This is a genomic window from Shewanella sp. 30m-14, assembly GCF_052977125.1.
In genome coordinates, this window is sequence record NZ_JBRILW010000003.1 from 1 (window position 1) to 15736 (window position 15736).

Annotated in this window: 11 protein-coding genes; 4 read left to right on the forward strand and 7 right to left on the reverse strand. The window is 46.4% G+C overall.

Annotated elements, in window-relative coordinates:
• A partial coding sequence (locus ACVBIU_RS02975) for an efflux RND transporter periplasmic adaptor subunit (RefSeq protein ID WP_447163033.1) occupies positions 1–1542 on the forward strand: 1542 nt, incomplete at its 5' end.
• A gap of 13 nt (positions 1543–1555) precedes the next feature.
• Complete coding sequence (locus ACVBIU_RS02980) at positions 1556–4705, forward strand: efflux RND transporter permease subunit (RefSeq protein WP_447163034.1); 3150 nt, start codon at positions 1556–1558, stop codon at positions 4703–4705.
• A gap of 99 nt (positions 4706–4804) precedes the next feature.
• On the opposite strand, the gene ACVBIU_RS02985 is transcribed toward ACVBIU_RS02980, so the two are convergent.
• Entirely contained in the window at positions 4805–5587 is a 783-nt protein-coding gene (locus ACVBIU_RS02985; RefSeq protein ID WP_447158967.1) for a VOC family protein, read from the reverse strand.
• A gap of 169 nt (positions 5588–5756) precedes the next feature.
• Between ACVBIU_RS02985 and ACVBIU_RS02990 the strand changes: the two genes are divergently transcribed.
• Positions 5757–6938, forward strand: coding sequence for a diguanylate cyclase (locus tag ACVBIU_RS02990; protein ID WP_447164938.1), 1182 nt, complete (start codon positions 5757–5759; stop codon positions 6936–6938).
• Between the two features lie 79 nt (positions 6939–7017).
• Here ACVBIU_RS02990 and ACVBIU_RS02995 read toward each other — a convergent pair whose 3' ends face one another.
• Together ACVBIU_RS02995 and ACVBIU_RS03000 are read right to left on the reverse strand one after the other, a co-directional pair.
• Positions 7018–8241 carry an HlyD family secretion protein gene (locus ACVBIU_RS02995; protein WP_447163036.1) on the reverse strand — a complete coding sequence of 408 codons (1224 nt, stop codon included), beginning with the start codon at positions 8239–8241 and terminating at the stop codon, positions 7018–7020.
• On the reverse strand, positions 8234–8581 hold the full coding sequence (locus tag ACVBIU_RS03000; RefSeq protein WP_447163037.1) for an MFS transporter: 348 nt from the start codon (positions 8579–8581) through the stop codon (positions 8234–8236). The genes ACVBIU_RS02995 and ACVBIU_RS03000 overlap by 8 nt, the downstream gene beginning before the upstream one ends.
• 95 nt (positions 8582–8676) lie before the next feature.
• On the opposite strand from ACVBIU_RS03000, the gene ACVBIU_RS03005 reads away from it, so the two are divergent.
• Positions 8677–9738 (forward strand): AraC family transcriptional regulator ligand-binding domain-containing protein, encoded by a 1062-nt coding sequence (locus ACVBIU_RS03005; RefSeq protein ID WP_447163038.1) that lies wholly within the window; start codon positions 8677–8679, stop codon positions 9736–9738.
• 59 nt (positions 9739–9797) lie between these two features.
• Here ACVBIU_RS03005 and mtr read toward each other — a convergent pair whose 3' ends face one another.
• The 4 genes from mtr to ACVBIU_RS03025 form a co-directional block, all read right to left on the reverse strand.
• Positions 9798–11054: a tryptophan permease gene (gene mtr / locus ACVBIU_RS03010; RefSeq protein WP_447158971.1), complete on the reverse strand. Its 1257-nt coding sequence runs from the start codon at positions 11052–11054 to the stop codon at positions 9798–9800.
• Entirely contained in the window at positions 11054–13477 is a 2424-nt protein-coding gene (gene plsB / locus ACVBIU_RS03015; RefSeq protein ID WP_447163039.1) for a glycerol-3-phosphate 1-O-acyltransferase PlsB, read from the reverse strand. The genes mtr and plsB overlap by 1 nt, the downstream gene beginning before the upstream one ends.
• 253 nt (positions 13478–13730) lie before the next feature.
• Positions 13731–15032, reverse strand: coding sequence for a hypothetical protein (locus ACVBIU_RS03020; protein ID WP_447158973.1), 1302 nt, complete (start codon positions 15030–15032; stop codon positions 13731–13733).
• A 9-nt stretch (positions 15033–15041) separates the two neighbouring features.
• Positions 15042–15725: an ABC transporter ATP-binding protein gene (locus ACVBIU_RS03025; RefSeq protein WP_447158974.1), complete on the reverse strand. Its 684-nt coding sequence runs from the start codon at positions 15723–15725 to the stop codon at positions 15042–15044.
• Positions 15726–15736: the final 11 nt, after the last annotated feature.

Consider the following 15736-nt stretch of genomic DNA (forward strand, 5'->3'; position numbering starts at 1 on the left):
CATGCTAAGGCTGCAGTCGAAAACTATTACTGCCCTATGCACCCTGACGTGACCAGCCATGAGCCCGGTCGCTGCCCAGAATGTAAAATGTTCCTCGTTAAAGATGAAGAGCAAAGTGACCACTTAGCTGACGGTAGCCAACATGCTAAGGCTGCAGTCGAAAACTATTACTGCCCTATGCACCCTGACGTGACCAGCCATGAGCCCGGTCGCTGCCCGGAATGCAAAATGTTCTTGGTGAAGGAAGAGGAAGAAGAAACTCAAATCGATGAGCATGCGGGTCATAACCATGCTGCGCAGCCAGCCGAGTCGACTCCGCAATCTAACGCAGAAAAAATACTTAACCAGCCCAAGCCAACACTTATGCCTGCGGCGCAAACTAACAACGATGGCAACATCAAATATGTTTGCCCCATGCATCCCCATGTGGTTTCTGATGTACCAGGCACTTGCCCAATATGCGGTATGGATCTTGAAAAAATCACCGTCGGCGGCGTCGCTGAAGAGGTAGTTGTTGGCGTATCTGGTGGTATGCAACAAGCACTCGGTATGCGCAGTGAGAAAGTCACTAAGGGCACACTTTGGAAACTGGTCAAAACCATTGGCACAGTTGAGTACAACGAAAACGCCATCGGCCATAGCCACACCCGCGTTAACGGCTGGATTGAAACCTTGATGGTGCACAATGTCGGTCAGCGAGTTAAAAAGGGGCAGTTACTGTACGAGCTATATTCTCCGGAATTAATCAATGCTCAAGACGATTATATGCAAGCGGTCGACTACCTTAAACACGATAAGAGTCGAGGCCAAGATCTACTGCGTAAGGCCCGTTTACGCCTGGAGTTATTAGGCGTAAGTTCCAATACGATTAAACAGCTAGAACGCACCCGTAAAACCATCTATCGCGTGCCATTTTATGCAGAGCAAGATGGCTTTATTAGCAAGTTAACCGTTCGCCATGGCATGTATGTTCAGCCCGGTGATACCTTGTTTGAAATCGTCGACTTAAGCAGTGTATGGGTCATCGCCGATGTATTTGAAAATGAGCAAAGCTGGTTAGAACAAGGCCGACCTGTGGAGGTCACCTCTGCCGCTCAAGGACTTTTCGATATCGAGTCAAACATTGACTACATCTATCCCGAACTCGACCCCGTCTCGCGGGCGATGCGAGTCAGAATAGAGTTAGACAACCCAAACAAATTACTCAAACCGGGTACCTTAGTGGACGTAAAACTCTTTGGTGGCCCAAAGCGAGAAGTGCTGTCGATCCCAACTGAAGCACTCATCCTCACCGGTCGTGAAAACCGCGTGGTAGTGCAACGTGATGATAACCGCTTCGCCTCAGTTCCGGTCAAAGTGGGCATGATAGCCCAAGGCAAGGCTGAGATTATCGAAGGTCTACAGGCTGGTGATAAAGTGATTGTCTCTGGTCAATTCTTATTGGATTCTGAAGCCAGTATCCAAGGGAGTTTACAGCGCTTAAGTGGCAGCAACAGTGGCAGCGATAGCAAGGCTGCTAGCGATCCACACGCAAACCATTAATCGGAGGCTATCTATGTTAGAAAGAATTATTAGCGCCTCGATTAAACAGCGGGCGATGGTGTTAGTGCTTACTGCGGTGATAGCCTTAATCGGTTATCAAGCGATGCGCATAACACCGCTAGATGCACTACCTGACTTGTCTGATGTGCAGGTTATCGTAAAAACATCTTATCCGGGACAAGCACCACAGCTCGTTGAAGATCAGATCACTTACCCGTTATCGACAGCCATGCTGGCGGTACCGGGCGCGAAAACCGTTCGCGGCTTTTCCATGTTTGGTGACTCCTACGTCTATATCATTTTTGAAGATGGTACCGACATCTATTGGGCGCGCTCGCGGGTTTTAGAATACCTATCACAGACCCAAGGACAGCTACCAGATAGCGTTACACCAACCTTAGGGCCCGATGCTTCAGGTGTCGGCTGGGTGTTCCAATACGCCTTGGTTGACCGTAAAGGCAAACACGACTTAGCCCAGCTGCGATCCTTGCAGGATTGGTTTTTAAAGTTAGAGCTGCAAAGCGTGGCTGGCGTATCAGAAGTGGCCACGATTGGTGGCATGGAGCAGTCCTATCAGATCATTGTCGACCCACATAAATTAGCCCTGTATCAAATTGATTTAATGACGGTAAAAAATGCCCTCGATAACTCCAATAGCTCCACTGGTGGCTCTGTTATCGAAATGGCTGAAGCCGAATACATGATCACCTCATCGGGTTACCGCCAAACCTTGGCAGATTTTGAGGAGATCCCACTAGGGATCGTGTCAGAATCAGGCACTCCCGTACTGATGAAAGACGTGGCGCAGCTGCGCACAGGTCCTGCTGCACGTCGCGGTATTGCCGAGCTTAACGGTGAAGGCGAAGTCGTGGGGGGCATTGTGGTAATGCGTTACGGCGAAAATGCCCTCGCGACCATCAATAATGTTAAAAACAAGCTCAAAGAAGTAGAGAACGGACTCCCCGATGGCGTTGAGTTAGTGATCACTTACGATCGTTCTGAACTCATTCTCAACTCGGTCGATAACCTCATGCACAAGGTGCTAGAGGAGATGCTCGTTGTCGGTGTCATCTGCTTGATCTTCTTACTGCATGCTCGCTCGACCTTAGTGGCGATAATCTCACTACCCATATCGATTCTAATCAGCTTTATCGTGATGAATATTATTGGCGTTAACGCCAACATCATGAGTTTAGGCGGTATCGCCATCGCTATCGGCGCCGTGGTAGATGCTGCCATCGTCATGGTCGAAAACACTCATAAACATCTGGAGCACTATCGAGAAAAGCATAACGGTGCAACGCCCACAGGTGAGGCTCACTGGGAGTTAGTGCGCAAAGCCTCGGTGGAGGTTGGCCCGGCACTGTTTTTTAGTCTACTGATCATTACCTTAAGCTTTGTTCCGGTATTTGCCCTGGAAGCGCAAGAAGGTCGCTTATTCCACCCGCTAGCCTTTACTAAGACGTTTGCTATGGCTGCGAGTGCGATATTGGCGATTACCTTAATTCCGGTATTGATGGGCTATTTCGTTCGCGGAAAAATTCCCGATGAACGTAAAAACCCGATCAGTCGATTCCTCATTGCGATTTATGAGCCCGCGTTACGCTTGGTGTTACGCTTTCCTAAAGTCACCATTTTGCTAGCGATGCTCGCCTTAGCAAGCGCTGCCTATCCGATGAGTAAAATGGGCAGTGAGTTTATGCCAGAGCTTGAAGAGGGTGATTTGCTCTACATGCCAACAACCCTACCCAGTGTCAGTGCTGGTAAGGCAGCAGAGATCTTGCAGCAAACCGATAGACTGATTAAGACCGTACCCGAAGTGAAGCGAGTATTTGGTAAAGTGGGACGCGCCATGACAGCAACGGATCCAGCCCCTTTAACCATGCTTGAAACCACCATCATGCTTAATCCTCGTGATACTTGGCGTGATGGTATGACCCTTGAAGGGATCATTGCTGAACTCCAAAAAACGGTGAAAGTGCCGGGAATGACCAATGCCTGGGTACAGCCAATCAAGACCCGTATCGATATGCTTTCAACCGGTGTGCGAACGCCTGTGGGCATAAAGATATCTGGCGCAGATATCGATGAGCTGCAGCGCATTGGTACTGAGATTGAAGCGGTAGTCAGTCAATTGCCTGGCACTGCATCGGCATTTGCTCAGCGCACCAGTGGTGGTCGTTATATTGATATAGAGCCCGATCTAAAAAATGCAGCGCGTTACGGAATGACCTTAAAAGACATTCAAGACGTAGTGCAGATGGCCATTGGCGGTATGCAAGTCGGTCAATCGATTCAAGGCCAAGAGCGCTACCCTATCAATATCCGCTATCCAAGGGAGCTACGCGATAGCATTGAAAAGCTCGAAGACCTGCCTGTATTAACCAAAACAGGTAAGTACTTACCACTGGGCAACCTTGCTAGTATCACCATTAGCGACGGTGCGCCTATGCTTGCCAGTGAAAACGGCCGCTTAATTAGCTGGGTATTTGTCGATTTGAAAGATATCTCTATCGGCGAATACATAACAACAGCAAGGGCCGCACTGGATGAGCTGATAAGCTTACCACCGCGTTATAGCTATAGCTTTGCTGGCCAATATGAATATATGCAACGCGTTGAAGCCAAGATGCAACTCGTGGTGCCGCTGATGTTAGCGGTCATATTTATGTTATTGATGATGACCTTTAGCTCATTTACTCAAGCTTCGGTGATCATGTTAAGCCTTCCGTTCTCACTCGTAGGTAGTGCGTGGTTATTGTACTTTTTGAACTTTAACTTCTCTGTCGCTGTATCGGTGGGAATGATCGCGCTTGCTGGTGTTGCTGCCGAGTTTGGCGTGGTGATGCAGGTGTATTTAAATAACAGCATCAAGGATCGTAAAGAGGCTGGGCAATACAATAAGCGCAGTGACTTATGCGAGGCGCTTATTCATGGTGCGGTCATGCGTATTCGCCCTAAAGCGATGACAGTAGCCACAATCTTCTTTGGATTGCTGCCCATCATGTGGGGCAGTGGTACGGGGAACGAAGTGATGCAAAAAATTGCCGCGCCTATGGTTGGCGGTATGGTTACCGCCCCCTTGCTGTCGCTGTTTGTTATCCCTGCGATCTACTTACTGGTGTACGGCCGCTCTTTAGCTAAAGACCAAACTAACGAATAAGTTAAAGAGTTAGGGAGCCATACATAAACAGGGTAGCAAATTGCTACCCTGTTACTTTTAGTTACTGCTGATTGCTGTTAGTTATTTTAGTTATTAATGCTAATTTCCCATTCGCAGTTCAATAATCGAAAAAAAACCACCGCTTGGATCGTTAATCACAGCAAAACGACCCACATTAGCAATATCGGTTGGTGCCACGCAGACTTTACCGCCGAGTTGCTCGACTTTGGCGGCTTTGTCATCACAGCTATCAACGGTGAAGTACAACATCCAATGGGCGGGCATGTCCCCCCACTGTGCTGTCATCGCCATCATGCCGCCCACATCTTGGGCGCCGACTTGCCACTCGGTATAGTCCATGCCTTCCATATTTTCCGTTCTGGAACCCCAGCCAAAAATATGCGGATAAAACTTTTTAGCTAGCTCAGGATCGCGACAAGCAAGCTCGACCCAGCACAAGGTATTAGGCTCTGCCGCTCGCTTGGCGCCGATATGATTTTTAGCTTGCCAAATAGCAAACCTTGCACCTTCTGGATCTTGAATGATTGCCATACGCCCGGCTTCGCCCACATCATGGGGACCAATAATCAAGGTGCCACCCGCCCCAGCAACATCAACGAGGGTAGAGTCGAGATTTTCAACCGCAAAGTACACAGTCCATTGTGTTGTATCACCGTTAGCAATCATCTCTTCGGGCAACTGGTACATGGCGCCAATATCATCGCCATCGATTGCCAACATGCTATAAGTACCTTGTGGAATGGGCATATCGATAATTTCCCAGCCAAATAGACCGCTATAAAACGACTTGCTGCTATTGATATCCAAAGAGGCTAACTCAACCCAACAGGGCTGCCCTTGAAAATACTGGTCAACGTTCATCACTTTTGTCCTTCTTAGCTCAATCCTTTGAGTTAAGACCGATTTTGCCAGGCTGTCCAACTAACGGCACTAATTAGCGAGTAACGACGACATTACATAGGGGAATGAAACTCAAGTTTTAATGGATCAACTATAATCTAGATCCCGTCATTATCATGGAGGATTGGCAGTGCTAGTATTAGAGCGGAGCTTGCGCTATCTCCTCGTCCCAATTGTCATCACTTTTCTCTATATAGTGGTCACACAGCAATTAGCCTTCGTATGGCAAGAGTGGTTACCCAGAGCCAACGAACTGCCCTATTATTTGCTGTGTATTTCTGCGCTGCTAGCACTGCAGTTTAATTGTTGCCGTCTCAGCTATCTGTCTTTACTGCTATTGATTTACTACTCTATTGAGTCAAACGCCTCATGGAGCCCCGAACTTGCGCTGCTTAATCGACAACAAACCCTCCTTGTTGGTACTTTAATTATTACGTTTTTCGCTATCATTAAGGACAAACCACTATTTTCATTAGATTTTTTTAAAGTAGTTCTTGGGGTTGGACTATGTTTTATTTTAACCCTGGCATGGAGTGCGATTATCACTTCTCTAGGCTCTTTCAGTACTAAGCCACTGGTTAACATACTTATGTCTGCCTATCTCCCCATCGGGATCGCATGCCTAGTGCTTTCTGTTTTCACCGTTTGGCGTGCGACTGGCGTCGATTCGGCCATTATGGTCACGCTATTTATCTGGTTGTTTCACTTCTACTTACCCAATGAACTCCCGCTGTCCATCCTGCTATCCATATTGGCCATCACATACTTAATCTCCCTCCTGGTTAGGAGTTATGATTTGGTTTATCGGGATGAGTTAACCGGGGTGGGCTCCCGTCGAGCACTTAATACGATGGCGGCATCACTGAGTAAACATTACAGCCTCGCCATGGTCGATATTGATCACTTTAAAAAATTTAATGACACCTATGGCCATGATGTCGGTGATCAAGTATTGCGCTTGGTCGCAATGAAACTGAGCCAGGTAAAAGGAGGCGGTAAAGTCTTTCGCTATGGCGGAGAGGAGTTCACCATTGTTTTTGCCAATAAAGATATCGAACTCGTATTGCCTCATTTAGAAGCTATCAAGCAAAAAATCAGTCACTACAATATTGTACTGCGGAATCATAAACGTAAGACCAAGACAAAATCAGATAGGGAAACCAATAACAATCAACATCCTGTAGTGAATATAACCGTCTCTATTGGGGTTGCCCAGCAGTGTGGCGACACCTCATTTGAGCTCACCTTAAAGCAAGCTGATACTGCACTTTATAAAGCGAAAAATAATGGTCGTAATCAGGTATTTGCTTAAACTTTGCTTAACCATATATTTTCGATATCAGCATAACCCCAAGCCGATGACTTGGGGTTAAACCGAATTGATATGCAAGTTAAATAGAGTAGAAGTAGTAGATTTGTGACTTCATTCTTATCACGATACCGCGGATAACATCTAAAAAGGCTAAGAACTCTATCGGTTTCGTACCAGAGATCCACGCCAAGCCCACCGAACCAACGGGGATATCGTAATCTCCTGTTTCGGTCAGTTTGAGTCTGACAAAGTGATGCTTATTATTTAGGTTTTGCCCTGTGGTTTGCCTAACATTGTCATCTAAAGCAACCAAACGACCTTGGGCTTCCCCTGTCGCCTCTACAATGCCCTCGACTTCAGCGCTAAATATCTTGCCTGGGTAAACCGCTGAAGCAAACTCAGCGAGCTGACCAACTTTAACATTACGAATAGCCTGATGATTTACCCGCATCAACACATACTTTTCATTAGTGTACATCTGCATACGTGGTGCGACACCAATGTACTGGCCCTCACGCATAATAAAGTTAGTCACGTAACCATCGGCTGGAGCATAGATCTTGGTGTTATCTAGATTCCACTGCGCCTGAGCGACATGTTCACTTTCACTATCTAGATCTGACTGACGGCTCAGCACTGCTAGACGAGATTTTTCGATATTTAGCAGCACTGTATGCTCTGCCATCTGCGCCTTTTCAATTTGGGTTGCGTAAGTATTTACCTGTGCCTGAGCCAGATCGACCGCTGTTTGTTGCTCATCCAGCAAACTCTTAGTGACGGTATCTGGTACGACTCGGTTCTGCTCAATATAGCGCGCTAAAGTTTTTTGCTTCCACGCTAAATCTTTAGTGGCTGCCTTAAGCTGATTTTTAGTGATGCTGACATCGGCAATGGCGACCTCGTGTTGCTTTAATGCCAATTTGACATCTTCTTTCGCCAGCGAAAGCCCTACGTTTGCGCTTTCTTTCGCGACTAACGCCATATTTAACCCAATTTGGTACGGCTCAGCATCTAAGTCATAGACCAGCTGCCCCTCTTTTACCTGCTGATTAGGCTGCACATAGATATTGTCAACGTTGCCTCTTATCTGCGAGTTGGCTGGGCGCAACTGAATATGGGGCGATTGCACCAAAGAACCACCCGAGAGATCCATCGGGGTATAATTGAGTAACCCCACCCATACAAACATCAGCCAGCCCGTCCCTCCTAAATAGGCAAAAACCTTACTGTAGGTGTTCCATGGCATACCGACTAGGCGCAGTAGATAAATAAACAGTGCCCATACCGCTAATCCCTCAAGCATTCGTTTGCTCCTCTTTGGCAGTCATATCAACCTGCTCTGTCGCCGATTCTTTCTCGCGCCACACATCTCTAATTCGGCGCAGCGCTTTTTCACCGTCGACAAAAGCGATGATGACCGCAATAACCCATACCCAATGCCAAATAAAACCTATCCAGGTAAGCGCGGTAATCAATCCTATTTGGTGATGTTGCTCCTTATGCGCTTTATTAATTGGCATGTCATGAATTTTCCAAAATCCAAATGCAGCAGCCGCTACCGTAAGCACCATGACCACTGCAGCAACACTATGCAGCGCGGTATCAACTCCTGAATCAACGAATGGCATGCTGAACAAGCTCATAAAAAAACCTCAAAAAGTGTTTTGGCTGCGTAGTTTGCCTTTTCTTTGCCTCACCACAAGATGAAGTACACTTATATATCATTTTACGTCACTTTATGATTCAATTAGGTCATCAGTCTCCTTGGGTATTCACTATGTTGCTTAATACGGCCTTTATCCGCTCTTGCTATATCGCTTCGGTGTTAAAGGGCGTTGAGGCTCATTATGGCGTGACGCCAGCCGATTTAGGGATCCCGGCGCTGCTGCTTCAAGACAGAATGACACTGATCCCTTTTACGCAAGTGTCGAAGTGGTTTGAACAAATAGAGAGCCTGACTGCTGAAGCGGGTTTTATGATGAAAATTCAGCAACACCTGACTTTAGAAGGGTTAGAAGTTCCCGGGAATTGGTTTTTAAGCGCCCCCGATCTTGCGATCTCATTTCGGCGTATCAACCATGGAGTTTGTTGCTTTCAGTCTGGTGCGAGCTATTACGCTCAGCAGTCGGGGAAAATTTTAAAGTGGTGTTACTGCAATCCTTTTGTCAAAGGTAAAGCCCGATCTCACGACTCTCTACGAGTGGCTTTGACCCTGTTTAACGCCATCAAAAACTATGTTGGCGATAATTATAGCCCACGTAAAGTGCGCCTGAGTGGATCTCCAATTCAACATGCTGAGATTGAGGCGCTATTTGGTTGCCCAGTCACTTGGAACGCGCCACAAACTGAGATCTGGCTAGGCATTGATCAGCTGTTAATGTCTACCGACGACTACAGCTATATACCTGAACCTCCTACGGCGTCGATTCCGCTGTATCAGCTAGAAAACTATTTAAATATGCCTCAGCCTACAGACACGCCTAAGGTTCTCTACGAGATGGTCAATTATTCACGTTATTATGGCTTACCCAGCGTGGATACGGTGGCCAACCTTTTCAATATTTCGCGCCAACAAATGCAAAGACGATTGCAAAAACTCGGCTTCACTTTTACCTATCTATCTGGCTATATTCTGTGTAATCAGGCGATAAAATATATGCTGGAAGGCATGGATATTGCTGAGATAGCGAGCCGACTCGGTTATGCCAACACCCATAGTTTTAGCCGGTCATTCGCTCGTTTTCGCCGTCAAACACCTACCCAGTATCTGCATAAGCTAAATCTCAAGAAGAAAAGCTAAAAAGCAAAAAGCCTCTGTAACAGAGGCCTTTGATATAGGTCGATTCAATAGCAATAAATCTAGCCGTAAACGGGTAACACTCCAGCCATAGCCAGTAAGTGACAAGCACCTGTCACCAAACCAAATATAATCACCAGTATGATTAAAGGTGTACCGCCAGGGACGGTAAAGCTGTCACTGCCCGCAAACATCTTACGTGACTTATAGGCCATCATAGCCGGCACTATCGCCGCCCAAATAGTGGCTGCCAGCGCTGCAAAACCAATCGCAACCAAGAAACCGTTCGGGAATAAAATACCCATGATTGTTGGTGGAATAAAGGTTATCGCCGCAGTTTTTAAGCGCCCACTACGTGACTCATCAAAGCCAAAAAGATCGGCTAAGTAATCAAATAAACCTAAGGTTACCCCTAAGAAAGATGACGCAACGGCCAAATTAGCAAATAGGCTCAACATGGTGTTTAACCAACTACTGGCCATCACTTCAGATAAGGCACCAACCAGCACGCCCATATTGCCGCCCTGAGCGATAATGTCGATAAATTGGCTACGCGGGATATTACCCATGGTCGCCATTAACCAGCAACTATAAATAACAAGCGCAATAAAGGTACCAATAAACAGTGCCTTGATAATTGTTTTTGGCTCTTTACCGTAATACTTAACTAGACTGGGTACGTTACCGTGATAACCAAAACTCGCTAGTCCAAAAGGCAGCGCAGCGAGTAGATACGGCGCGTAACTTTGCTCGCCATCAGGCATAAACAGCTTTGTGGTATCGATATCGATCAGCAGATTACCTACCGCAAGGAAGAAGGTAATAATCATCCCGCCCAGCATCACAGTGGTGATCCTATCGACCGCTTTGGTACTGATAATCACGATGCTTGCCAATACTGCGGCAAACACTAAACCTGCAACACTTTGCGGCAAATTAATGCCGAGCCCTGCAAGGCTATGGTTCACAATGGAACCGCCACCGCTGATATAAGCATAAGTCAAAATATAGAGGACAAATGCTATCGACAGGCCGTTAACGATACGCCAAAACTGGCCTAAGGTGGTTTTAGTTAACGTATCGAAACTCGCTCCGGGTTCAAAGTGCAGGTTAGTTTCGAGCAACATCAAGCCCGACACCAGCATGCAAAACCAGATCCCGACTAGCATCAGCATCGAATAACCAAACCACATGCCCGCGCCAACAACTGGTAACGAGAACATACCAGCGCCAACCGTGGTGCCAGCAATGATCATGGCTCCACCTAGCAGCGACTTACCTGCAGCCTTATTTTTAGCTGCATTCATATGATTTGCCATTAAGCAATCTGCTCCGCATGCACACTATCTACGATAGTTTGTCGTACAGATGAACGTAACAACAAGTTAGCCGTCTCTTTTATACGTTTGATATCACTACACCCTTCGCTATCAGCTAGGTACCCTAGCTCTTTTAATTTGACGCTCAGCGTAGCGTATAACTTCTTATCATAAAATTCTGGTGCAGTAATACCGTGAAGTGCGCCTAATCTTTGTGCCAAGCGGTGACTGTCTTTCTCAAGCTCTGAACGCTCCATATTCGGCTTAACTTCAAGTAAGTTAAACAAAATTGCATAACGTTGCATGGTTTCACTGACAGTGCCTGACAAGAGTAGCAACTGGTTGATACTGCTATCCACAACAGCAAAACTCTCCGTTTCAACAACCAAGCCTTGAGCCACGAAGATATCGAGGATCTGGTTAGCGTACTGAGTAGGATCTGTAATCCCCATAAACAGCTCAGCTTCAAGCAGCGGATAGAAGTCATTAACGATACTGATGACATCTTCACGACAACAGCTCTCTTTACGCAGCAAACAGGCAGCGATTAAAGAAGGGACAACCATAAGGTGAATGATGTTGTTGCGATAGTAAGTCATGGTAATCGCAATGCTTTGATCGATTGAAATGATATCGCCTAGCGGATCGCTTTCAATCTGCAGCTTTTTAAGCTCTAAACCTTGAGACACCAAGTCATTACCAGTCCCTTGAGGCACTGAAGTATATTCAGTATATGGTCGCTCTTTTAGCAAGGTTAAATACAAGTCTAACTGCTTCTCTAACTGAGTTCGCTCTAAGGCATTTTGTTCAGAAGCGAGCAACACCATACTGGTTAACGTCACTGAGCTCACCGCTGCAGCATCGTTAATATTGGTCATTACCTGATTTGCCAAAGTATTCACCACAGGCGTTAACCAGGTTGGCTTTTGATCTGGATCTTTAGCAATATCATCGCGCCAGCTAGGCGCCTGTTCATTCAAGAAGTTATGTAAGGTAATTGGCTTACCGAAATTCACATAACCTTGACCAAAATTACCTAACTTACGAATAGCACCAAAAATCTGCCAAACGGATTCTTTCTTTTTCTTTTTACCACTCAATTCTTTGTGATAAGTCGCCACTTCCATTACATGGTCATAGCCAAGGTATACAGGCACTAGCGTCACAGGGCGCTCAACACCGCGCAGCACACTGTTAAGTGTCATCGCGATCATGCCCGTCTTAGGTGCAAGCAAGCGACCGGTACGCGAGCGACCCCCTTCAGTGAAATATTCTACCGAGTAACCCTTAGCAAATAACTGATCTAGATATTCACGGAACACGGCAGTGTAGAGCTTATTACCACCGAAACTACGACGAATAAAGAAGGCACCGCCACGGCGAAATGCAGGGCCTGCAGGCCAGAAGTTAAGGTTAATACCGGCAGCAATATGCGGCGGTACCATACCTTGATAATAGAGGATATAAGACAGCAGTAAGTAGTCCATATGACTACGATGACACGGGACATAAACAATTTCATGACCATCGTGATGCAACTGCCTGACCTGCTCAGCACCCTTAATATTGATGCCTTTATAAAGCTTGTTCCACAGCCAGGTTAAGAAGCGCTCGGCAATACGCACTAAGCTATCGGAGTAATCTGCAGCCACTTCATCTAGATACTCCATCGCCTTAGCGCGTGCTTCTGCTTCAGAGATTTTCTTACTTGCCGCTTCCTCTTTAATCGCTTTAGTAATCGAATCGGATTTAAGTAAAGCGTGGAATAGCGCCTGACGCTTAGGCAGCTGAGGGCCCGTCATCACTTTACGCTGACGCTCGAAGTGCGCTCGCGCGACACGAGCAAGTTTTTGGGCAATACGTTTATCAGTGCCGTGCTCATCCGCCATATAACGTAATGAAACGGCATTAGAAAACTGTACAAAGTTATGACGGCCTAAAAATAAAATCATTAGGCACTTGCGTAACCAGGTCGGGTTTTGACGCTCAAGAACCGCAGCGCGCATAGTGTCGTCTTCTTTACCTGGAGTACGCCCCCAATAAAGACTGACTGGCACTAATTGAATGTCTAACTCGCGGTTCTGCTTATGAACGCTAAGTAACCTTTTGAAGCTATCAATGTACTGCTCTCCGCCTTCACGCTGACCAAAAAGAGGCTTGCCTCCTTCTAGACAAACAACTCTAGGCGATCGGATACCATTGACCTCCAAGTCCTCATAAGGGCTTGGTAAGCCGAGTTTAGCCGTCATTTCGCTAAGCGCTGCAATGTCACTGACAGATTCAGTTTTCATTACATAGGCTAGGGGCTTGCTCGGATCGAGATTGAGATCGTCAAATGGATCGTGAGGCACCACGACAGTGTGAACGAGTTTACGCTGCAACCAGCGTAAAGATTTGAACCAAAGAGAGTCTTGTTTGGACATATTTATATGCAATGTTAGTCGCTTCTAATAAGCCGCTAGAATACCAGATATTTAAATAGTTTGCGCTATTCTCTTATCCCTGCGACGAATCAAAGCTGTATATTTATAGAACAATGACTTACAGCAATAATCCCGCATAACAGACTAATAATTAAGCATTAAATTGTATTCACTCTAGTTTAACCACAGAACACACCAAAGACCGAATAACATACGATTTAACTTATCGTTAGCTTAAGGCCGAACGTCGGCTTTAAAAATACCAAGCAAGCTGCGCGTAAAGGGATAACTCGAAGCTAAAATACTGACCAGTCGCTAATTTAAGCCCACCATACTCAGTACCATTAGCGCCGATAGGCAAAGAAAGCGCCGAGGTAAAACGCACATCATCGCTGACACTATGTTGACTCAGTAACTGATATAAAGCTGAGTTGTCTGACATATTATAAAACAGGTTTTGCGATACAGACCAAAGGGGACTCATCTCGATATAAAGCCGGCTCGCAAGGTAATCTTGCGCCAAATTATACAGTTCACCCCGCTGAACTCTGGCCACCAGCTCAGGATGCAACCTAAGTGACTCTGGGCTGTAATCTCCATCACTAATGCCAAGACCATTGTAGAAATACTCTACGGTTCCAGTCATATTGTTATCAAATCCAACCCAGGAATAACTCACATTACTGACTAAAGAGAGATAACTCTCATCGCCCCAGGTGGCAACAATATCCGTTGCCCAAATCGCCCCCCCTAAGCTGATGGCGCTAGCGAAAGCCGCAACGGTATCCTCATAGTGTTCGGCTAACAAAAGGTCATACTCATGAACATAATTAATAAAGCCGTGATATTTAACGGCGGCAGTCGCGACATCAAAAGTGACCTCAGAACGATTATTTCGACGAATCACATAGGCCGCCTGCAAGTCGCTGCCATCTTGCAGCAAATGCTGGCCATACAAGATGTCATCGCCAGTTTTATACTCCTTATCAAGTGCGGTCGGGTCGAATGGGTTTACAAAATCCATAGGATTAAAAAACTGACCATTACCCCAGGTAATCGCCTGACGGCCAAACTTAACCACATTGTTATTGGTTTGATAACCCACCAAGGCCCTATCTAAACGTTGAACCATCGCAAAATCGCGATGCTCAGCGAGGGGAGCGGTGAGATTGAAGAGTCGTTGATCATCATTAATAATCGAACTAAGACTGAGATAGTTATTCACCCATGTGGAAGTTTGGTAGCGGCGCTCTCCATAGCCGGCAAGCAACTGATAATCGGCTTCGACTAACCAGCCAGATTGCCATTTGCTGCCAAGGTGATAACGAAACTGCGCGGTTTGATTGACCTGAGTCTGGCCATAGAGTTGCTGATAAACACTTTTATGAGTAAAAGCATAGCCGTCTAGCTCATACTTAAGGTGCCCATGATGTTCAATTTCTGCAGCGGCCAGAGGAAGCAAGCAATCGCCAAGCCCCACAAGAAAGATAACAGCAGTGAGCTTTTGCCAAAAAACGATGTTAAATATCCGCCTGCTGTCATCTATGTTCGCCATAAGCTCTGCTCAACTGGCTGAGTCGGTGACAATTTGGCCATCAACCATATGGATATGACGTCGGCAATAATCAAATACCTGCGCATCATGGGTGGCTATCAAAAAAGTAATCCCGTGCTGCTGATTCAGTTGGGTGAATAACTCCAATAGCTGCGCCGATGTTTTAGTATCCAAATTAGCCGTTGGCTCGTCAGCTAAGATCAATACAGGCTTGGAGGCAATTGCGCGCGCGACTGCCACCCTTTGCTGCTGACCACCAGAAAGTTGCGCAGGCCGGCGACTCTCAAGCCCCGTTAAGCCCACCTCTTCAAGAATGTCCTGACTGCGCAGTTTGCGATCTCTTGCTGCGACACCTTGTAACTGCATAACAAATTCTACGTTTTCCTGTACGGTTAACACAGGAATAAGGTTATATGCCTGAAAAACAAAGCCAATCCGCTGCAAACGTACATCCGCACGCTCCGCCTTTGTCAATCCGGTAATCTCGACATCACCCACATAAATCGTCCCGCTATTGGGCTCATCAAGACCACCAATGGCATTGAGCAAAGTGGTTTTTCCAGAACCGGACGGGCCAGACAACACCGTCATCTCACCTTGTTGAATCGTTAACGAAACATGATTTAACCCATAGATTGTTTGATCACCCTGCTGGAATGTTTTGACCAGATCCTTACAAACGATATTACTCATGGATTACCTTC